The sequence below is a fragment of the Planctomycetota bacterium genome, assembly GCA_035384565.1.
GTDB lineage: Bacteria > Planctomycetota > PUPC01 > DSUN01 > DSUN01 > DAOOIT01.
In genome coordinates this window covers 1-21566 of the sequence record DAOOIT010000018.1, presented here as the reverse complement: position 1 = coordinate 21566, position 21566 = coordinate 1, and the positions used below count along the sequence as shown (strand labels likewise).

The following is a 21566-nucleotide window of genomic DNA, read 5'->3' as shown; positions in this document are numbered from 1 at the left end:
AAGGAAGAGGGCAGTGGGCACACAGACACGGATGCAGCCGGCCGCACCCTCTTCCCTCCTCTGTGCCGCCTGGTTTCTGGGGACCGTCGGCCTGATCCTGGCGGGAGGCGGATGCATCCTGCCACGGGCACGGCGCATTCGCGATGCCCCCCCCACCCCTCGGCTCAAGCCGGCCGAGCGCTCGGCCACGGTGTGGCCCACCGTGGTGGTGCGCAACGTCCCCGGGCCGTTCACCCCGCCCTGGCCGCCGCGGCCCGGGGCGAGCCTGGAGCTCTGGCAGATCGACCTCCTCGATCTCGACCGCCCGGAGGTGACGCCCTGGCTGGAGGCGTGGCAGCCGAGGGGCGACCGGCTGGCGCGGCCGGTGCCCATCGAGGTGGAGTCCGAGACGCCGTGGCGCCTGCGGCTTCCGCGGCCCGGCGCCTACGTCCTCCGGTCCCGGTCGGGCAGCGAGGTCTCCGTGGCGCTGGTGCTGGCCTCGGAGATCCACGCGATGCTGACGCTGTTCGATGACGACTGCGAGGTGCTCTGCGCCGAAGCACAGACGGGCAAACCCGTCTCCGGCGCGTACGTCCGCGTCTTGTACCGGTCCGAGCGCCTAGGCAGGGAACGTCTCCTGGCCGTCTCCGGCTCCACCGATGCCGACGGGCGTTGGCGCTCTTCGATGCTGCGCGACCGCTTTGCCCCCTCGCTGGCGGCCACCGCCGTGGCCTCGCATGGGGGGCACTATGCCGTGGCGACGCAGCGGCGGGTCCTCGACCATTCGGAGGCGGCCTGGCGCCTGAGCGTGACGGCCCGCAGTCACGTGTTCCGTCCGGGCCAGACGGCCGAACTGGTGGGCATGGTGCAGGCGCGCCCCGGCCACCGCTTCGCGCCAGCGGCCGGTGCGCCGGTCAAGCTGCTGCTTCTGGACCCGGGGGAGGTGGTGGCCGGCAGCTTGAGGACGGCGACGGACGAGGTGGGCTCGTTCACCGCGGCATTCGAGCTGGCGAAGGACGCGCCGCCGGGCGCATACACGGTCGTGATCGGGATGGAGGACGCGCCGCGATTCGAGCCGCGGCGCTTCGATGCCTTCTCTGTGGCGCTGCCCAGTCCCTCGCGATTCCGCGTCAAACTTGGCTTGAGCCGCAGTGTGGTGGCGCCCGGCGACCCGCTGGAGCTCCAGGTGGAGGCGGCGCGGCCCGACGGCGGCCCAATCGCCGGCGCGCGTGTGCGTGTGCTGACCTGGGGCTATCCCGTGGCGATGGCCGGCGGCCCTGCGTGGGCTTCCGGCACGGCTCCCTGCGACCCGAGGCAGATCGTCGCCATCCCGATCCGGCTTCCCCCTGTGACTCAAACCGATTCGCAGGGACGCGCTACCGTGCGCTGGGAACCGACCCATGCCGAGTTGCCCTCGGAGGACCTGCTCTGCGGCGTCCAGGTCGAGGTGCTCGCGCCGGGGCTTGGCACGGTGGAGCGCTCCGCCGAATTCGTCCTCCTGCGCGAGGCGCCGGCCGTCACGGTGGAGGCCAAGGAGAGCTTCCTGCGTCCCGGCGAGCCTCTGGCCCTGAGTTTCCGCAGCGCGCTGCCGCCGGCTTTGCAGGAGGCCACTCAAGCCGTCTGCACGGTGGAACACGAGGAGAGCGATGGGGAGGCCAAGACCCGCGAGGTGGCGCGTGCATCGGTGGCCTGGCTCCTGAGTCAGCGCCTCAACATCACGACCACGAGCCCGGGGCGCTACAAGTTCGCGGTGGAGGCCGCCGGGCGCTCGGATGCCGTCTCGGTGTGGGTGGCCGACGACGGCAAGGACGTGTACTGGGGTGGGGCGGAGGCCCCTGCCTTCTACCCCGAGGCCCCCTGGGTCAGGCGCGGGGGCCGGGTGCGGGCCGTGGTCGCTGCGCCCGGGCGGACCGCGCCCGTGGCGATGACGCTTCGCGGGGGGCCGGGGGCCACCTGGAGGACCCTTTCCCTTCGCACAGGGGCTCTGGGGCTGGCGCTGGGCGCCGGCCCCGACGACCGCGATCCGCTGGATATCACGCTGGTGCAGATTGCGGAAGAGCGAGGGTGGGCCGGGCGCGCGAGCCTTGGCGTGGAGCCGGGGGGTCGTGTGCTCGATATTCAGCCTCGCCTCCTCTGGGTCCGGCAGGGCGAGTGGTCGGGGCGCGGCTTCGGCGTTGCCACCCGCGACCGCCTGGGCCAGCCGGTGCGGTCCGTGGTTCGCCTGGAACTCGTCCGCCCTACCTTCCAGGGCAGTCCTCCCGCAGGCATCCTGCGGCGAACCACCCACTGGCACCCCGGCAAACTCACCAGCGAGGGGGGCGAGATCGAGGTCGGTTTCCACGATTCGCTGCTGGCCACGGCCAGCGCTTTGCTGATTGACGCTCACGCTCCCGACGGACGTTCGGGCCTCTTCCTGATGCCGTTGTGCCAGGCGGCCTATGCGCCGGGCCTCAAGGCGGGCGAGCCGATGAGTCCTCGCGCACGGCTCGCTGCGCTGGCCGGGCACGGCCTCGACTCGCCGCTCGCCCAGTGGCTTGCCAGCCGGCTGCTGGGCCGCCATCCCGAGCTGGCCCATGAGCTGCCCTCGCTCCTTCAGGCGGCGAAGTCCGATGAGGAGGCGTCGGCCATCGTGGCCATTGCCGCCGAGCACCAGGACGTGGCTCCCGCGGTGATCGCCTCTGCCGTCCAGCGTAGCGGGCCGGTGGCGCAGGCCGCGCTGTCGGTGGGCGCCCGATTCCTGCCTGGGCTGCGCGCGGTGTTCGAAGATGCCTTGGCCGCTGATCCGCATCCGCTCGTGAGAGCCGCGGCGGCCCGCGGCCTGGGGCGCGCGATGCCCGCCAGCCTTCAGGCTGTTCTCGGCGCCCTGAGCAGCGACAAGGACCCGATCGTTCGCTCGGCGTCGGCGGCCGCGCTGGCGGAGGCGGGCCCGGGCGCGATCCCCTACCTGGCCGATGCGGCGCGCCGCGATTCGTCCACCGCTGTGCGGCTGGCGGCTGTGGGCGCCCTCCAGCGCCTCGGGAGTGTTGCGGCTGCGGAGGCGCTCCTGGATCTGGCCTCGGGCGCGAATGAGGAGGTGGCTGTTGCGGCGCTGGGCGCTCTGGGCGCCATCGGCTACCACGGCACGGATGAGCGGCTGCTGCGCGTTCTGGACGCGGGAGCGCCAGATGCTCGGACCGCGGCCGCGCGCCTGTTGGCGAGGCAGGAGGATCCCCACGTGGCCCAGGCTCTTGTCGGTGCCGTGCGACGCGCGCCGAGCGGCCCGCTCCTGCGCGCGCTGGCGCCGATGCGGGGCCGCGCCGTGCAGGCGGCGATGGCGCGCGGGCTCTCGCATGAGGACCCCGAGGTGCAACTCGCCGCCGCAGAGTGGCTGGCCTCGGTGGAGGACGAGCGCGCCCCCGCGGCGTTGCGCAAGTTCCTGGCCCCTGACGCCGCGGCGACGTTCACCGACCGGGCCGCGGCGACGCTCGCGGCGCTCCGCGACACGAGCGCGGTGCCCGTCCTTGTGGCCCTGCTGGACACGGGCCGTCTGAGTGCGAGCACCCGCAGGGCACTCGTGGAGATGGCGGGGAGCCTCGGCCTCCAGGAGGCCGGCCCCGCCCTGGTGAAGATCCTGTGGCGTGGCCTGGCCGAGCCGGCACTCCTGCGGCAGCCCGAGGAGCGGGCTCTGTGGGCAGCGGCTCTTCAGGCGGCCGGGGCGGTCGGCCCCGTGTGGAGCCCGCTGATCGAGAACGCCGTCGGCCCCTTGCCGACCAACTCGCCCTACGTGCCCGCCCTCATGGCCCTGCGGGCCCAAGGGCTGCCGGGCTTCTTTGCCGAGCTCTGGCGCTCGCCCCTTCCCGACGACCTTCGGCGGCAATCTGTCCTTCCCTATGCCCGGATGCGCGGGGCCGCCGCCGCGCCGCAACTCGCCGAGTTGCTGGAATCGCCCGTGCTCCAGGGGCCTGCCATGCAGGCGCTGGCCGAGGCAGGGGCCGTGGAGACGCTTTCGGCCGCCCTCCGCGGGGGGACTCCCGAGGCTCGGGCGGCGGCAGCCGAGGCTCTCGGCGCCACAGGAGAGCCGCGGGCAGTGCCCGTCCTCCAGCCGCTGTTGCGCGATGGCGACCCGTTTGTGCGGTGCGAGGCGGCCTGGGCTCTGGCGGCGCTTACCCGCCAGGCGGTCCTTTACGTGGACCACTTGGGTGAGACCCGCGAGGCGACGCCGTAGGCGGCAGGCTCATCTTCCCGGCTGGCCGTACCACGAGTGGTAGCGGCCCCACCACTTGGCGATCTCCTCGGGCGGCAGGGGCTGGGGCATGGGCAGCCCGAGCGCGGCACGCAGGGTGAGCGCGTAGTACATGGTCCGCGCAGAGTCCTCGCACATGATGGCTGCTTTGACGGCTTTCTCGGGGGACTCCGCGAAGGTGAAGACCCCGTGGTTGCCGCAGAGCATGGCGGGGGCGCGGGTCATGGCCTTGAGGATGGATGCGCCGATGTTCTCCGCCTCGTTGGAGGCGTAGGGCGCGCAGGGGATCTCGCCGCCGAACTCGTCGGCCATGCCCGTCATGCAGCAGGGGATCGAAAGTCCCAGCACGGCGAAGGCCGTGGCGTGGGCCGAGTGCGTGTGCACCACGCCCATCAGCTCGGGCCTGTGGTTGTAGAGGTACAGGTGGTTTGGAAGGTCCACCGATGGGTTGAGCGCGCCCTCGACCACCTTGCCCGCGAGGTCGGTGACGACCATCGTGTCGGGCGTCATCTGGTCGAAGGAGAGGCCCGAGGGCTTGATCACCACGAACTGCGGCTGCTCGGGCACGCGGCCCGAGACGTTGCCGCTCGTGCTCGTGACCAGTCTCTCGGCGGGGAGCATCTTGTTGAGTTCGCACACGCGCTTCTTCAGTTCCTCGAGCATCAGGCCCTTCCTGTGGACGGAATGGACAGGATGGATAGGTCGGCAGAGCCGGGGGCCGGCAAGGCGATGGTCGCAGCCATCACGTCGGTGTTGCCCCTTCGGTCCGCCGCGTTCATCACTTCCTTACCTGTTCGAAGTGCAGTGTTTTCAGTGCCTTCATCACGGGGTTCGCGCCGCGGCCGAAGTAGTCGTGCAGCTTCTCGTACTCAGCGTAGAGGCGGTCGTAGACGGCTTTCGCCCTGGCATTCGGGCGGAAGACCTCCTTGCGTACGCCGGCCATCTTCCTGGCGGCCTGCTCGATGGTGTCGTAGCCGCCGCCCTTCTTGCCGGCGGCCAGGGCGCCGAACATGGCGGAGCCGAGGGCGCAGGTCTGCTCGCTGCGCGCGACCTTGATCGTGCGCCCCGTTACGTCCGAGAAGATTTGCATCAGGAGCTTGTTCTTGTAGGGCAAGCCGCCGCAGGCGTACAACTCGTCCACGGCCACACCGCTGGACTCGAAGGAGTCAATGATCTTGCGGGTGCCGAAGGCCAGCGCTTCGATGAGTGCCCGGTAGATCTCCTCGGGCTTCGTGGCGATCGTGAGGCCGAGCACCAGGCCCGAGAGGTCCACGTTCACCAGGATCGAGCGGTTGCCGTTCAGCCAGTCGAGGGCGAGGAGGCCGCTCTGGCCCGGCTTGAGGGCCGCCGCTTTTTCCTCGAGGACGCCGTGGAGGTCCTTCTTCCGCTTGGCGGCCTCGGCGTAGTAGGCGGCGGGGACGGCGTTCTCGACGAACCAGGCGAGGATATCGCCGGCGCCGCTCTGGCCGGCCTCGAAGCCGTAGTAGCCCGGGATGATGCCCTCCCACACGTAGCCGCACATGCCCTCGACCTTGCGCGGCTCGGTGCCGAGGACCATGTGGCAGATGCTGGTGCCCATGATCATCAGCATCTTGGCGGGGCTGGTGATCGTGGCGGCGGGCACGGCCACGTGGGCGTCCACGTTCGCCACGGCGACGGGCGTGCCGGCCCGGAGGCCGAGGGTCTTCGCCATCGCGGGCGTGAGGCCGCCCGCCACGGCGCCCTGGGGGTAGATGTCGGTCGAGAGCTTCTCCTCGACCAGGTTGGCCCAGGCGGGATTGACGGCGGCGAAGAACTCCTTGGGGGGATAGGTGCGGGTCTTGGGCTCGAAGGCGGCCTTGTAGCCCGCGGTGCAGGCGTTGCGGCGCTCGTTGCCGGTCATCTGCCACACCACCCAGTCGGCGCCCTCGATGAGGCGCGCGGCTTCGTGGTAGATGGCGGGCGCTTCCTCGAGGATCTGGAGGCTCTTGGCGAACATCCATTCGCTCGAGAGCTTGCCGCCGTAGCGGTCGAGGAAGTCGCAGCCCATGCGCCGCGCGGTTTCGTTGATGCGGTCCGCCTGGGCTTGGGCCGCGTGGTGCTTCCACAGCTTCGGCCACGCATTCGGGTTCTTCGCGTGCTTCGCCATCTTGCACAGCGGCGTGCCGTCCGCCGCCACGGGCAGCATGGTGCAGGCCGTGAAGTCTATGCCGATGCCGATCACGTCGTCGGGGCGCACCTTCGAGGCCTTCATCGTGGCCCGCACGCTCTGGGTGAGGGTGAGGAGCCAGTCGTCGGGCGATTGGAGCGCCCAGTCCTTGCCCAGCTTCGGGCCGGTGGGCAGGGCCTCGTCAATCACGCCGTGCGGGTACTTGGCCACGTGGGTGGCCACCTCGCGGCCCGTGGCCACGTCCACCAGCAGCGCTCGGGCCGACTCGGTGCCGAAGTCAACGCCGAGTGCATACTTCGCCATGGTCACAGCCTCCAAGTGAGGGATTCCGGGGGACGCCATTCGGCCCGTCCCAGTTTACCCGCTCGCCCGCGCGTGTCAAGTTCCGCAGACCGCCGCCGGCAGGGCCTACGGGACGGGTAGGACGGATAGGACGGGTGGGACCGATAGACCTGCCGGGCCCTCGGGAGAGCGGGAGAGCGCAGGTCCTGTCCTTCCTGTCCGTCCTGGTGGCACGTGCCCCTGCTGGCCTTGATCGGAATCAGCCGACGGGGCTATAATGCGTCCCGCTGCCAGGAGAGGCTCTGCTATGGCCCACACCCTTGACGACGTGCTTCGCGTGGCCGACGACCCGAAGGTTCAGAACTCCATCGTCCACCTGCTCACCCACCTGATGGCTGTGGACACCACGGTGGGGCCGGACCTCGAACGTGTGCAGCGGCACGAGGAACAGGTGCTCGACCTGTGCGCCCAGGCGGTCGAGACGTTTCTCGGCACATCGGAGGGTGTGGAGCGCGTGCCGATTGACCCGCGGATCGAGTCGCACCCCTACTACACGCCCGCCCACTATACCAAGACCTCCGAGCGGCCCGATGGCCTCGGGGCAGCCGATGCCTACAAGGGCAGAAGCAACCTCGTGGTCCGCGTGCCGGGGCAGGGCAGGGGCGTGCTGGCCTTCAACGCCCACGTGGATGTGGTGGCGCCCTACCTCGAGCCGCGCGTGGTGGGCGGCGCGTCTCCAGGCCGCGATTCGCGGGACGGGGACGTCCCGCCCACAGAGGGCGGTGTGGTGTTCGGCCGCGGCGCCTGCGATGACAAGGGGCAGTGCGCGGCGATGCTCTTCGCCCTCTACCTCATCGAGCACGCCCGCTGGATGTGCGGCTTGATCCCGCCCGCCGACCTGTTGCTCGAATTCGCCATAGATGAGGAGCCGGGCGGCAACGGCAGCCTGTCGCTCGCGCTCGACCGCCGGTTCGCCTTCGACGCGATGGTGGTGCTGGAGGCCACGAACCTGGCCGTTCACCCCGGCAATCGCGGGGCCGTGTGGTACCGGCTTGATCTCGATGGCTCCGCCGCGCCGGGCCTCGACCTCGTGGGCCTGGCCGCGGCCTGCGTGCTGGGCCTGGAGAGGGAGGGCGCGGCGCTTAAGGCCGAGAGCACGCACCCGCTCTTCCCCCATCGCCCCGTGCAGACGTGCCACGGCATCCTCGGCCCCTGGGGCAAACACCCGTCGGCCGTCAACGACCACGTCGAGCTGGGCTTCGCCTTCAGCGGCGACGCGAGCCGCCTGCGAGCCGTCGTGGACCAGGCCCTCGCCGCCTATTGCGCTGCGTATGGCGACAAGACGAAGGAGCCTGATCCCGAAACCGGCAAGCCGAAGGTGGACCACCATTACGACCTGACCGCCTCGGGCAACGCAGCGCACCTGGTCCTCCACGGCAAAGCGGGCCACATGGGCGCCATCCTCCGCTGCGACGACGCGATCACGAAGGCGGCATACGTCATTCGCGCTCTAGAGGAGGAGGTGGCGCTCGAGGTCAAGGGGTTCTCCCTCGAGCAAACGAGGATGAGTGGGGGAGTGGATGAATGGATGAAGGAGAAGGGATACGGGATTGCGGGCCTTCGCTGCCCTTCCATTCATCCACCCATTCACTCATCCATTCATCCCCTTCCTGCCTCGCCCGCGGCGCTTGCCCTGGAGGGCGGCCAGGGCTTTCTGCCCACGCACACGCTCGAACAGGTCACTGCTCGCATGCGGCAGGCCGTCGCCCGGGCCGCCGAGGCCTACTGCCGCGGGCACGGCGTCGCCTTTGACCCGCGGGTCGCCACCATGACCTTCGACAAGCTGCACAACGATGCCTTCGCCCGCGACCCGAGCCGTCCCGCCGTGCGGGCCTTCGCGGATTGCGTTCGCGCCGTGGGCATCCCCGTCGAGGAGCCGCTTCGGGGCTGGGACGTGAGTTGCGACGCGCGCATCTTCGCGCGCGAGTACCCCGATAGCGACGTCCTGACGTTCGGCGCGGGCGCGCTCGAGCACGCGCACTCGGCCCAGGAGCAGGTGCGCGTGGCCGATCTCGTGGCGGCGGCGAAGGCGATTGCCCGGTTCGCGCTCACGTATGAGCCAAGGCCGCGCGATGCGTGATGCGTGGTAGGTGACGAGTGATACGTGATGCGTGATACGTGATACGTGAGAAGGCAGGAGGAAGGCCGAGCCTGGTCTTCTCTTCTCACGCATCACGTATCACGCATCACGCGGCTGCCTCTGCGAGAGCGCTGCATCAGGAGACACGGCGTGCCAGAACGCAGTAGAACCGCCCGGATAGGAATCATCGGCGGCGGCAAGTTCGGCGAGATGCACCTGCGCGCCTTCACGCAACTGGAGCGCGACGGCCACGCCCAACTCGTCGCCCTGTGCGACATCAACGAGAACCTCCTCGCCCAGCGCCGCCAGGTCTACGGCGTCAAGGGCTACACGAGCTACGACGAGATGCTGGCGAAGGAGGACCTCGACGGCGTGACCGTGGTGACGCCCGACCACCTGCACCGCCGCTTCGTGGTCGCCTGCCTGAAGGCGGGCAAGCACGTGCTTGTCGAGAAGCCGCTCGACGTCACGGTGGAGGGCTGCGACGAGATGATCGCGGCGGCCGACCAGGCGGGCCGCATCCTCCAGGTGGACTTCCACAAGCGTTTCGACCCCTATCACCGCCAGATGGCGGCCCGCGTGGCCGCCGGCGCCATCGGCCAGCCGCTCTACGGCTACGCCTGGATGGAGGACCGCATCGAGGTGCCGCGCGACTGGTTCCCCCACTGGGCGCCGCAGAGCTCGCCCTTCTGGTTCCTCGGCGTGCACATGGTGGACCTCATCCGCTTCTGCACGCGGGCCCGCGGCGTCAGCGTGTTCGCAGCCGGCGCGAAGAGGAAACTCGCCAGCCTGGGCATTGACGCCTGGGATTGCGTGAACGCCCGAATCACCTTCGACGACGGCTCGACGTTCGCCGTGGACACCTCGTGGGTGCTGCCCGACCGCTTCGAGGCGATCGTCAACCAGGGCATCCGCATCGTGGGCACCGAGGGCGTGATCGAGGTGGATTCGCAGAACCGCGGCGCCGAGGCCTGCACCGCCGCCGACGGCCAGCAGACCTGGAACCTCGGCTTCTTCCTCGAAGAGCGCGATAAGGACGGCTCGACCCGCTGGAGCGGCTATGGCATCGAATCCATCGCCGACTTCGCGCACAACATCAACTTCCTGCTCCGCGGCGGCTCGATGGAGCAGCTCGCGGGCAAGTATGTGGACGGCCGCGAGGCGCGCGAGACGACGAAGATCGCCGTCGCGGCGCACGAGAGCCTGAGGACGGGGCAACTGGTGGCGTGTGCGGGCTGAAGCCGCGCCAGACGCGTGAGAAGGAGAAAAGAAGATCGTGACGCGTCATGAAAGGGCTTGGGAGCAGTGAGCAGTTCGCACTCCGCACTCCGCACTCCGCACTCCGCAAGGCGGCTTCGCGCCTTGCTCACTCACGCCGTGCTCGCCTCCGGCGCGGGGCTGGTGGCGTTTCCGTTCCTGTGGATGCTAATGACCGCGCTGAAGAGCGAGGCGGAGGCCCGCGGCACGCCGCGGCTCTTCCCCTCGGGCGCGCCGTGGCAGTGGCACTGGGGCAACTTCGCGCGCGCCTGGCACGAGATGGAGCCCTCGTTCGCCACGTGCTTCTTCAACACCCTCATGGTGTCGGCCCTGGTGACCGTGGCGGTCGTCGTCACATCGCTGCTCGCCGGCTACGCCTTCGCGCGGATCCGCTTCGTCGGGCGGCGGGCGCTCTTCGTCGTCTTCCTGGCCACGATGATGGTGCCGTTCGAGGTCGTGCTGGTGCCGAACTTCATGCTCGTCACCGCGATGAAGCAGGCGCTCCGCGACGCGATGACTGGGCTGCTCGGGCAGGGCGCGCTGCCCGCGGCCAACACCCTGGGCGCCTTCGGCGCGCTCATCGTGCCCTGGAGCGCCAACGTGTTCTCCATCTTCCTCGTCACCCAGTTCTTCCGCCAGATGCCGCAGGACTACTACGACGCGGCCGTGCTGGACGGCTGCGGGCACTGGCAGTTCATGTGGCGCATTGGCGCGCCGATGGTGATGCCCGCCCTGGTCACGGCCGGGCTGTTCAGCTTCCTGGGGAGCTGGAACTCGCTCCTCTGGCCGCTCGTGGTCAACACGCCCGACGAGGCGCCTGTGCTCCAGGTGGCCCTCTCGTACATGGTCCGCGAGGAGAAGGAGGGCTTCAACCTGTTGATGGCCGCCTCCACCTTCACCATCCTGCCTGTCGTGTTCCTCTACCTGGTGGCCCAGCGACGCTTCATCGAGGGTGTCACGGGCACGGGGTTGAAGGGCTGACCGGCGACCTAAATGACATAGCATGTCGTAACACACGCATACCTGGTATCTTACGTCTCCATGCGGTGCCTGGCACTGTTCGCTGTTCGCGCTGTTCGCGCTGCGCTCCGCGTGGGGGCCGTGGTCCGGACGCTCCCGCGTCCAGTCTTACCCGAAGAGAAGGAGGCCGCGGAGCGGCCAAGAGGCCCGTCCCCACGCAGAGCGTAGGGACGAGAAAGGGGAGCAGAGCGTAAGGACGGGGAAGAGCGGCCGCAAGCGGGACGCTCGCGGCTACCTTCGCAGCGGGCCGTCCCCCTGTTCCACGGATTCCTGCATCAAAGACGAGCTACGATTCCGGCCCGCGCCCGCGGCCGGCGGGCGCCGCCTGCCCATGCTGTATCAACCCCGTGAGGGGGAGAGTGATACAGCATGGGTAGATGGGCGAGAATGGGCGATTCTCGCGGTTCCGGCCATATTCGCTCATCTGCGGGATGAGCAAGTATGAGGGCGGGGGTGGCCGGAGGGCATAAGGCGTTGCGGCATAGAGGGTTATGGTGAGGTCTCGCCGGCGCCGCAGGCGCCGTCCCAGGCTCCCCAGCGGCTGCTACGTCAGGATCGCCAAACTCTGATGAGCCCTATTTGTCGCCGAGGCGGCGGAGGGCACGGCGGGCGGTGTAGCCGGCGTCGGTCTCGGGGCCGAGCTTGAGGATGGCGTTGTACTGTTCGGTGGCTTCGCTCTTCTTGCCTTGCTCGAGAAGGAGCTCGGCGAACTGGAGCCGCCACTGGCACTGGTAGGCGGGCGGGGCCTCGATGGCGATGGCCTTCTTGAACCGCTCGATGGCGGCGGGAATGTCCTTGCGCGAGACCATGAGGCGGGCGATGCCCACGTGCAGCGTGCCCTGGTAGTAGGGCGCAGCACTGGCGATGGCCTTCTCGGCCTCGGTGTACTGGCGGAGGGCGTCGTCGAGCCGCTCGGCGCGGTGGTAGGCGGAGGCGAGCGAGAGGCGGGCCGTGTAGAGCGCGGGCTTGAGCTGGACCGCGCGTTCGAGCAGGCGAATGGCGCTGGTGGTCTCGCCCACGCCGAGGCAGGCGGTGGCGACGTAGTAGTGCACCAGGCCGCCGCCGGTGGGCAGGGCGACGGTTTTCTCGCAGATCTTGTAGATGTCGTCGAAGCGCTCGGCCTGGGAGAGGAGGACGACGAGGTCGCTGTAGCGGGGGTATTCGGCGGGAGCGGCGAGGACGAGTTTCTCGAGCAGCCCGGCCAGGGCGGCGAAGAGCTGGTCGCGGCTGGCCGCGTCGAGGGCGGCCGCCTGGCCTTTGACGAGCTTGCGGACCTCCTGGAAGAATTGGCCCAGTTCGGTGGGCGTCACCTCGTCGCTCTTGAGGTCGGCGGCCGCCTGAGCCACGACGGAGGCGGCCTTCGCCCCCGCCTCGTTGAGCAGGTGCAGGTGCAGCAGCTCGGTGTAGTTGCTCAGCTTGCCGGGCGTCTTCTTGATCCGCTCCTCGTAGAGGCGCTCGAGGCCCGACTCCAGGTGCACCACGATGCGGCGCGTCTCGCCCTCCTTGAGCTCGATGTGCTGGGTGGCCGGCTGGTAGAGCGGATCCTTCACCACCCGGAGCGTATGGGTGCCCGCCTCGATGTCGGCGATCTCGAGGGGAGTGGTGCCGCGCCGTTCCTCGTTGAGGAGCACCTCGGCGCGGTCGGGCTCGGATTCGATGAGGAGCCTGGCGAGCCTCACGCTGGCCAGCGTGGGGGCCACTTGGGGCGTGATGGCCGCATCCACCTCCTCGTGCCAGGGCCTGTGGCCGCGGCGCACCAGGCGCACGCGGTGGGGGCCGGAGGTCACCTGTGCGGTCAGGGGCGTGGTGCCCACGAGGTGGTCGTCAATGAAGACCTCGGCGCCCTCGGGCGTGGAGGTCACGCGCAAGGGCACGGTGGCGGCCCCGCGGCCGAGCAGACGCGCACGGAGCGCCGGCGACAGCGCGAGCGCAAGTCCCCCCGCGAGCAGGACGATGGCCGCCGCGCCTACGAAGACGCAGAGCCAGGCGCGGTTGGCCCTCTCGGCGGGGCTCGTGGTCTCCACGGTCTCGCGGTCGCGGACGTTGGGGTCCATCGGCTTCCTCGCGCACAGCCGGGGTGAACGGATGGGAAGCCCAACGCTTCCCGCGCCCGATTATATCAAAAGTCCTCGCGTTTTGTAGCGCCATCCTTTCTGGCGGGCGGGGGCGCGGGGGCCTGGGGCTGCGCGGCGAGGCCCTTGCCGCCCATGCGCACCAGGTCGCCCTCGTCGTCGTTCTTGCGCTCGTCGGGGAACTGCTCGGGGCGGAAGCGGTAGACGACGCGCTTGATCCGCTCGATCTCCTCGGGGTCCTGCGTGTGGCGTCGGGCCGACCAGACGGGCGGGTCGAACTGCTCGACGGGGATGTCGGGGCGCTTGTCGGGGCCGACGCTGGTGAGGAGCCAGGCATCGGGGAACTGGCCGTCGGCCCCTGGGCGGCCGCGACTGTAGCCATAGGGGCGGGCCGGCTCGAAGCGGTCGTTGGCCAGGGCGGGGAGGAAATCGGGCACGAGCTGGTCCAGGGTCTCGGGATACGCTCCGCGCTTCGCTCGGTAGGCTTCCAGGGCCGCGCCGATCTGGTCGAAGTCGGACTCCACGCGCCGGGCGATGATGGCGTTGCCCTGATCGAACATCAGCAGGGCGGCGAGGAGAGTTCCCGCAGTGCCAATGTCGGAGCAGGCCTCGAACGCCACGCCGTCGGGCTGGCGGCGCAGGGTGGCGCGGTAGCCGTGGAGGCTGGCGAAGACCTTGTCGGCCTCGGAGAGCAGCGGCGCCGCGGCCTCGGGCAGGTCGCTGCGGATGCAGGCCAGGATGGCGGCGAGGAGCTGGGCGTCGTTGACCTGGAGCGTGAGGTGGGCGGGCGCCGACTCTGCTGGGGCGAACACCTTGCCCGCTTTGTGCGCGGTCAAGGCCGCGACGATGGGGTCGGGCCGCAGCGAGAAGAGGAACCGGTCCTTGACTACGGCGTGCGAGAGGCGCAACTCGGGGTTCATCGGCAGGCGGAACGTGTAGACGCTGGTGCCGTCGTAGTGGGTCGCGGTGCGCTGGATGCCCTTCTCCCAGAGCGGCTGGTTGCCGGCGATGCGGTCGGAGGTCTCCTTCAGCGTGGCCTCGTCGCGGAGGCGCGCGCCGAGCAGGAGCGGCACCTCCTGCGGCTTCGGCTGGTGGCCGGCGCCGTAGAACTTCGGCAACTGGGTGAGGTCTATGGCCAGGAACAGCTCATCGCCGAGCGTGTCGAAGAGGCCTTTCTTCGGATGGATGCCGAGCTGCTGTTCGAGGTGAGTGCCCACCGTCTCCAGGAAGTCGGCGGCGGCGGGGCCCTGGATGTCCATCAGCGCGGTGCGGAGGCGGTCCCAGAGGCCCACATCGCGCGCGGCCATGGAGAGGACGGCGGTGTAGCCCTGCGGCACGAACTGGCCCGCGGCTGTTGCGGCCGGCTCGCCGGCCGTGAGCAGGCGCAGGAGCCCGGCCGGCGGGCCTTCGAGGCGGAGGAACAGCCTCTCGCGGAGCTGGCGCCCGCTGAAGTCCATGGCCAGGCCCACGGCCTGTGCGCCCCCGATGCCCAAGACCTGTAGCGGCCTGATCTGTGCGGGGTCGGCCCCCGGGGCGAGCCGCTGAAGCAGTGCCCGCAGGTTCGCGTAGGCGACCAGGCCCGCCGGCGTGGCCAGCCCCTGGCGAACGGCCTGATAGGTGGGGTCGGCCACGAGGCGCGGCTTGCCAGCAGCGAGCGTGGCGAGAAGGGCGCTCACCCCCTCGTGTCCGCCCGCGATGAGCACGCCGTCCCGGAAAGCGAATGCAAGGCGGGCGCCGTTGGGCAGACCCAGCTCGTGCACCGTGGCTCCCGCCTGCTCCTGCCGTGTGATGGCGATGTCGCCGCGCAGGAGGCCCAGGAGCTGGAGTTGTGCAAGGAGTTGCCCCTCCATTCGTTTCGCGTCGGCCATCTCGGCCAGAAGCACGAGTGGCACCCGCTGGCGCAGGTCGGCCGCGTCCGTGAAGTCCAGGAGCGCGAGGGCCGCGTGCGAGCCCAGGCACGCGCGGAACTCGGCGGCGGGCAGACCTGAGAGCAGCGTGGCCGCAAAGTCGGCGGCGGCGCCTCCCGCCGTGCGGAGGTAGCTCAACAGTCGCGACGCCTTCACGGCCTCAGCCAGGGCGCTCTGGTCGAAGGCCGCGGCCAGCCTGCCCACATCCGTGGCTTGCACGAGGGCCACTGCATCGGCGGGCACGAGCTTCTCGAGGGTGGTCGGCTCGGCGGGTTCGCCGGTGAACGAGACAGCGGCCGACAGCGCCAGGGCAACCACGGCAGCCGACTTCGCGCTCATTGCTTCGCTTCCTTTCCTTTCGTCAGCGTGGTGTCTCCCCCAAGCATACTACAAGGCGCCGTCCGAAAAGGTTCCGCGTCGTTTGCTCGAGGAGCCCTCGGCGCGGGAAGATTGCAAACCCGTGGGATCCGGGCTAGAATAGAGGCAGCCAGGCCCCGTGGCCTCGCGGGCGCTGACAGACGGACTCCCCAGGTTTGGAGGCTTGCCGAATGAGTCGGAGGGCGTCTGCCTTCTGGTTGTTCATGGCCCTTCTGGTGACGCTGGGCGCCTTCTGGGTGGGCCGCACCTCGCCCCGCTTCGGGAGGGAGGATGCCGCCAAGGCCGCTCGGACGGACGAGCCAGGCAAGGCGGCGACCGCTTCGACATCAGCCCCGGCCACGCCGGCGGCACCCAGGGCCGCCGAGCCGCCCAGGCCGGCAGACGCCACCGCCCCATCCGCCGCCGACTACGGCACGGAGACCTCGGCCCGCGGCGCCTCCGAAGACACGAGCATGGACGCAGAGGGCCACGCCCCGTGGCGGCCCGGCACGGGGACGACCTCCCCCTCGGCCCCCTCGGCCAGAGGCACGTATGATCAGTCCGGCGCGCCGGCCTGGGACCTCGGGCGCGGCCCGGACCTGGGCGGCACGGGTTCCGGCGCGGCTGCGTCCGACACGGCCCCGAGGGTGGAGGAGCCGCTGGGCGAGACGGCCACGGCCTTCCACCTCTTCGATGGGTTCGAGGAGGCGAACGCATGGGCCGTGGAGAGCGCGGCCGACCACGCCACGCTCTCGCTGTCGGACGAGCGGGTCTCAGAAGGCCAGAAAGCTCTCAAGGCGGCCTGGAAAGCATTCGGCAAGGGCAACTTCGAGCTGCGCCGCGAGGTGAAACTCGACCTCACCAACGCGACGACCTTCCGCGCGGACGTCTACAACGAGGGCGGGCCGCTGGACCTCGTGCTGGGCCTTCGCGCCGGCTACGACGCCTCGCTCTTCACCACCCCGCCAACGCCGCTCGCCAACGGCTGGAACCGTGACGTCACCTTCGCTCTGGCCGACCTCTCGCTTGCCGAGAAGGGGCCGTGGGGCACGTCCTGGTCCTGGAGCCGCGACCGTGTGACCCGCGTGAGCCTCATCTTCCGCGAACGCGCCGAGAAGGAGGGCACGGTCCACGTGGACAACCTGCGCTTCGACCGTCCCGCCGACCAGATCGGTGCGAGTTCGCGGCCCACGCTCCGCACCCTCACGGCCTCCGCGCAGACCGTCGAGCGCTTCGAGACCCTCGAACTCGCCATCGCGTTCAACGCCACCTACCAGAACTTCTTCGACCGGTCCGAGGTGGACCTCTTCGCCTCGTTCCTCGCCCCGTCGGGGAAGCGCACCGAAGTGAAGGGGTTCGTCTACGACACCGACGAGGCCAGCGGCAAACCCCTCTGGCGCCTCCGGTTCACCCCCACCGAGGTCGGGCTGTGGCGCTACGACGTCACCGTCAAGGATGCCGGCGGCGAGACGACCTCGAAGACCTACCAGTTCCTGTGCCGTCAGCAGGACGCCGGCGCCGCAGCGCGGCCCGGCTTCATTCGCATCTCCAAGAGCGACCCGCAGTACTTCGAGTTCGACGACGGCCGCTTCTACTATCCCCTGGGCCAGAACGTCTGTTGGGCCTCCAACTACGACCATTACCTTACCGCGATCCAGAAGTACGGCGGCAACTACATTCGAGTGTGGCTCTGCCCCTGGAACCTCCAGCTCGAGGACCCCCAGGAGGCCGGGAAATACGACCTCCAGGTGGCCAAAGCCCTCGACTCGCTCCTGGAGCAGTGCAGGGACCGCGGCATCTACGTGCAACTCGTGCTGCGCTACCACGGCATGCAAGACGCCTCGTGGGACAAGAACCCCTACAATGCGGCGAACGGGGGGCCCTGCGCCTTCGCCAGCGACTTCTTCACCGACGGCAAGGCCAAGGACCTGCACAAGCGCTTCCTCGAGTACGTGGCGGCGCGCTGGGGCAGTTCGACGGCCCTCTTCGCCTGGGAACTGTGGAACGAGGCCGACCTGGCCAAGTGCGACCGCGAGAGCGACCTGGTGGCCTGGCACCGCGAAATGGCCGCGCACCTGAGGAAGGCGGACGGCCACGGGCACCTGATCACCACCAGCGTGTGCACCCCGGGCCGCCACACGGCGCTCTTCGAGCTGCCCGAGATCGACTTCATCCCCATCCACCTCTACACGCGCGACCTGGCCCGTCAGTTCCAGAGCGCGTACCTCACCTACCGCAAGCTGCGCAAGCCGATGTTCATCGGGGAGTTTTCTGCTGGCGTCAAGCCCGCCGACGATCTCGGCGACACGCGCGGCGTGCACCTGCACGCGGGCCTCTGGCTCGCCTTCACCATGCCCTTCGCCGGCAACGCGATGCCCTGGTGGTGGGATACCTTCGTGGACAAGAATCAGCTCTACCCGCACTGGGCCGCGCTGTCCCGGTTCGCGGCAGGCCAGGATCGACGCGGGAAGAACTACGAGTTCATCGCCTCCCAGGTGCGCCTGGGCGACGCCAGCGCCCAGGGCGAGGCCGCGGGCGTGGCGAGCCTCCAGGCGATGGTGGCCCCGTCCGAGGCGTTCCTGTTCGTCTACGACGAGGCGCGCATTCTGCGGCCCGAGCTGGCCGAGCGCCCGCTGCTCTTCGCCGAGCGCCCCGTGCGTCTCCGCGGCCTGCTGGGCGGCGCGTTCCGCGTCGAGGTGTGGGACGCGGTGGAGGGGAAGGCCATGAGCGAGAGCACGGTGAGGGCCGAGGAGGGCACGGTGAGCTTCATCCTGCCCAAGTCGAGCCGCCCGCTGGCGGTCCGCGTCGCCCGCGAGGAGCCGGCGAAGTCCCTGCCACGCATCGAGTGGTGAGCCTGTCATGTCCCTTGAGCGCTCGCTTCGCGTCGCCGTGCTCGTGATGGGAGGCACGGGGTTGGCGGCGCTGGGCCTGGCGTTGGGCTCGCCCGCCTGGCTGCTGGTCGGCCTCGGGGGGCTCGGCGCGTGCGCGGTTGCTGGCGTGCTGTGGCCCTCGTGGCGACTGAGCCGCGGGCTGGCCACCCTGGCCATCGTCGCCGCCGCCAACGGCATCGGCGCCGAGGTGCTGGGCACCGGCGCCGTGTTGGTGCCCGGCGGCCACTTCCTCATCCTCACCCAACTCTTGTTTCTCGGCCAGGAGCGCAGCAGCCGGAACTACGGAATGGTCTGCATCCTGAGCTTCGTGCAGATGATGCTGGCCGCCATTCTCAGCGTGGACCTGGCGTTTGGCGTGTGCTTCCTGCTTTATCTGCCTGCCAGCGTGGCCACGCTGCTGCTGCTCAACCTGCGCGGGGAGGTCGAGCGGAGCGGAGCGCCCGCAAGCCAGGCGGCCCAGGTGCGGATCGGCGGCCGCGTGCTGGCGATGGCCGCCGGCGTGGCGGCGGCGGGGTTCGCGCTCACCATCGGGGTCTTCCTGTACTTCCCCCGGTTCGGCATCCAGCTCTTCCAGTTGCGGCCCGTGCAACGCGGCCCCACGCTCATGGGGTTCAGCGACCGCATCCAGTTCGGCGACCTGGGGCGCATCCTGGAGAACCCCGAGGCGGTGATGGCGGTGCGGCTGCTGGTGGATGGGCAACCGACCGATGGCGCGGGCTTGCCGCTGCGCTGGCGGGCCACGGCGCACGACACCTATGAGAATGCCTCGTGGTCCAACGCCGATTACATCAAGGAGGCCAGCTACCAGCCCCTGGGCAGCGACCGCGGCTTCCGCCCCTTCGTTCGCCCGTTTCCCGGCCGGATGGTCGCCCAGGAGGTGACCCTCGAGCCGGTGAGCACGCGGATGCTCTTCTTCCTGCCGCAACTCGTGGCGCTGAAGACGGCCACGCCGAACCTCGACGCGGTGTTCTGGCACCAGGCGAGCCGCACCGCCAGCTCGCCGCGGGGCAGCGCGGTGAGCCTGCGCTACCTGGCGGTGTCGCGCATTCCCGCGTGGGACGCGGCGAAGCTCCGCGAGACGCGGGCGCTCGGGCGCCGCGAGGCGCGCGAGTTGTTGCCTTGCCTCCAGCTTCCCGGCACGTTGACGCCGCGGGTGCGCGCCCTGGCCGAGAAGATCGTGGCCGGGATTCCGGACGCGGCCTGGTTCGACCGGGCGCGCGCCGTGGAAGCCTACCTGAAGGGCCACTACGACTACTCGCTCAACCAGTGGCGCAGCCGCGAGGGCGTGGACCCTGTAGAGGACTTCCTGTTCCGCGTGCGGCGCGGGCACTGCGAGCATTTCGCGTCGGCCATGGCCGTGCTGCTGCGCACGCTGGGCATTCCGGCGCGGGTGGCCACGGGCTTCAGCGGCGGCGAGTGGAACGAGTTCGGGCAGTTCTACATCGTGCGCCAGCGGAACGCGCACGCGTGGGTGGAGGTCTATGTGCCGTCCATCCGCGACTTCTGGCCGTTCGACCCCACGCCCCTGGGCGAGGCCATGCCGGCGCCGGCCACGGGGTGGTTTGCGGGGCTCGACCGCCGATTCGCCCACCTGCGCCTCGTGTGGAACTCCTACGTGGTGAACTACTCGAGCGAGGAGCAGCGCGACCTGATGCGGGCAATGACGGGCCTGCTCTCGCGCCTCTCGGACGCGCTGCCGCTGTGGGGAGGCGAGTGGTTCGCGGTGGAGACGGGCCGCGGCTCCGTCGTGGGCGGGCTGGCCGTGGTGGGGATTCTCCTGGTGCTGGGGGGAGGCGCGGTGTTTCTGGCCCGCGCGGTGGCGCGGCGGCGCCGGGCCGCCGGCGCGCCGGGCGCGGGCGGCCGGTCGCCGGTGGCGTTCTACCGTGCGCTCGAGGCGCTGCTGGCGCGCGGGGGGCTGCACCGCGCGCCGGGCGTCACGCCCCTGGAGTTCGTGCGGGCGGCCATTGCGTCGGGCGGGGCGCTCTACGCGCCGGCGGAGGCGGTGGTGGCGGCCTTCTACCGGGTGCGGTATGGGGGGCAGCGGCTGAGCCAGGCCGAGCGGGGCGAGCTGCGCCGCGCGCTGTCGCTTCTGGCGGAGGGGCTCAGAGAAGGTCGAGGCGCCGGATCACCTCGGTCATCGAGGAGGGGCGCTTCTCGGGGCGTCGCTCGCACGACTGGAGAATGATCTCCTCGAGGCCGGGCGGGCACTTGGGGTTCTTGTCGCGCACGCTGGCGGCGCGTCCCGCGAAGCCGACGGTGAGGCCCGCGCCGCCGGCCATTCCGCCCAGGGCCGGCCGGTTGGGCTGGCCGGTGAGGATGAAGTACATGGTCGCGCCGAGGCCGTAGACGTCGGTGCGCGGGTCCATGGGCAGGCCCTTGACCTGCTCGTAGGCCATGAACTCGGCGGTGCCCTGGATGCGGCCGGGCGGGTCGTCGAAGAAGCGGGCGAGGCCGAAGTCAATCACCTTCACGTGCCGGTCGCGCGTGATGAAGAGGTGGTGCGGCTTCATGTCCGTGTGCAGGATGCGGTGGCCGTGCAGGTAGGCCAGGGCCATGGCGGCCTCGCGGTAGAAGCGGATGAGGTCGGTCATCTCGTAGTCCCACTTCTCGCGCAGGCTCACGCCCTCGACGAACTCCATGATGAGATCGTAGCCGTGGAGGCGAAGGAAGCGGCGGAGGGTCACGAGGGCGTCGGCGCGCACGATGTGGGGGGAGTAGCTGTCCCTCTCGAGGGTGCGCAGGATGCGGTACTCGTTGCGGATCTGATCGAAGAAGCCGCGGTAATTGAGGCGGGCGTAGCTGCCGAGGCGGCGCGAGCCGCTGCGCACGTCGCGGCGGGCCTGCTCGATGCCGGCAATGGTCTTGCGGGTCACGTGCTTAATGGCGCACAGGTTGCCGGTGGCCAGCTCGCGCGCCTTGTAGACCACGCTGCCGGCGCCGTTGCCCACCAGCTCGAGCAGTTCGTATCCCTTGAGATTCGGCCGCGGCATGAGCGATCCCTAGGAGTTCCGCCCAAGGGTGTTCAGACAGACCTCGGATCGATTCGCTGTGCCGGGGTGCTCCGAGAGGTCCGACGCGGCAGAATAGCCCGGCCCTCGCATGCGTCGGAGATCCCCCTTGCCCGCTCCTCGGATTGCCCCGCCCCGCGGAGCGCCGGCGTTAGTTTACACCGGCCTCCGTTGCCAGTCAAGTGCGAGTGTGGCTGCGGGTGCGGGCCGGAATTGTAGGCAGGGCAATTGTCTCTGGAGCCTGAAGGGCTCGCATGGGATAGCCCAGGGCAACGCCCTGGG

The 21566-nt window shown here is 70.0% G+C and carries 11 protein-coding genes; 6 read left to right on the top strand and 5 right to left on the bottom strand.

Features of this window, described 5'->3' with window-relative positions; genetic code table 11:
• Window positions 1–13: 13 nt before the first annotated feature.
• Window positions 14–4183 carry a HEAT repeat domain-containing protein gene (locus PLE19_08775; protein HPD15031.1) on the top strand — a complete coding sequence of 1390 codons (4170 nt, stop codon included), beginning with the start codon at window positions 14–16 and terminating at the stop codon, window positions 4181–4183.
• A 9-nt stretch (window positions 4184–4192) separates the two neighbouring features.
• On the opposite strand, the gene PLE19_08770 is transcribed toward PLE19_08775, so the two are convergent.
• Complete coding sequence (locus PLE19_08770) at window positions 4193–4864, bottom strand: L-ribulose-5-phosphate 4-epimerase (protein HPD15030.1); 672 nt, start codon at window positions 4862–4864, stop codon at window positions 4193–4195.
• Window positions 4865–4979: 115 nt separating this feature from the next.
• Window positions 4980–6653, bottom strand: coding sequence for a ribulokinase (locus PLE19_08765; GenBank protein HPD15029.1), 1674 nt, complete (start codon window positions 6651–6653; stop codon window positions 4980–4982).
• 286 nt (window positions 6654–6939) lie between these two features.
• On the opposite strand from PLE19_08765, the gene PLE19_08760 reads away from it, so the two are divergent.
• From PLE19_08760 to PLE19_08750, 3 genes are all read left to right on the top strand, one after another.
• Window positions 6940–8772, top strand: a complete 1833-nt coding sequence (locus PLE19_08760; GenBank protein ID HPD15028.1) for a M20/M25/M40 family metallo-hydrolase — start codon at window positions 6940–6942, stop codon at window positions 8770–8772.
• A 150-nt stretch (window positions 8773–8922) separates the two neighbouring features.
• Entirely contained in the window at window positions 8923–10011 is a 1089-nt protein-coding gene (locus tag PLE19_08755) for a Gfo/Idh/MocA family oxidoreductase (protein ID HPD15027.1), read from the top strand.
• Window positions 10012–10134: 123 nt separating this feature from the next.
• Window positions 10135–11010, top strand: coding sequence for a carbohydrate ABC transporter permease (locus PLE19_08750; GenBank protein HPD15026.1), 876 nt, complete (start codon window positions 10135–10137; stop codon window positions 11008–11010).
• Window positions 11011–11624: 614 nt separating this feature from the next.
• On the opposite strand, the gene PLE19_08745 is transcribed toward PLE19_08750, so the two are convergent.
• Complete coding sequence (locus PLE19_08745; protein ID HPD15025.1) at window positions 11625–13103, bottom strand: PEGA domain-containing protein; 1479 nt, start codon at window positions 13101–13103, stop codon at window positions 11625–11627.
• A 65-nt stretch (window positions 13104–13168) separates the two neighbouring features.
• A complete protein-coding gene (locus PLE19_08740; protein ID HPD15024.1) occupies window positions 13169–15367 on the bottom strand; it encodes a DUF3352 domain-containing protein in 2199 nt (732 codons plus the stop codon).
• A gap of 209 nt (window positions 15368–15576) precedes the next feature.
• Between PLE19_08740 and PLE19_08735 the strand changes: the two genes are divergently transcribed.
• Together PLE19_08735 and PLE19_08730 are read left to right on the top strand one after the other, a co-directional pair.
• A complete protein-coding gene (locus PLE19_08735; GenBank protein HPD15023.1) occupies window positions 15577–18237 on the top strand; it encodes a DUF5060 domain-containing protein in 2661 nt (886 codons plus the stop codon).
• 7 nt (window positions 18238–18244) lie between these two features.
• Window positions 18245–20461 carry a DUF3488 and transglutaminase-like domain-containing protein gene (locus PLE19_08730; protein HPD15022.1) on the top strand — a complete coding sequence of 739 codons (2217 nt, stop codon included), beginning with the start codon at window positions 18245–18247 and terminating at the stop codon, window positions 20459–20461.
• Here PLE19_08730 and PLE19_08725 read toward each other — a convergent pair.
• Window positions 20379–21266 (bottom strand): serine/threonine-protein kinase, encoded by an 888-nt coding sequence (locus PLE19_08725; protein HPD15021.1) that lies wholly within the window; start codon window positions 21264–21266, stop codon window positions 20379–20381. The genes PLE19_08730 and PLE19_08725 overlap by 83 nt on opposite strands.
• Between the last annotated feature and the right edge of the window lie 300 nt (window positions 21267–21566).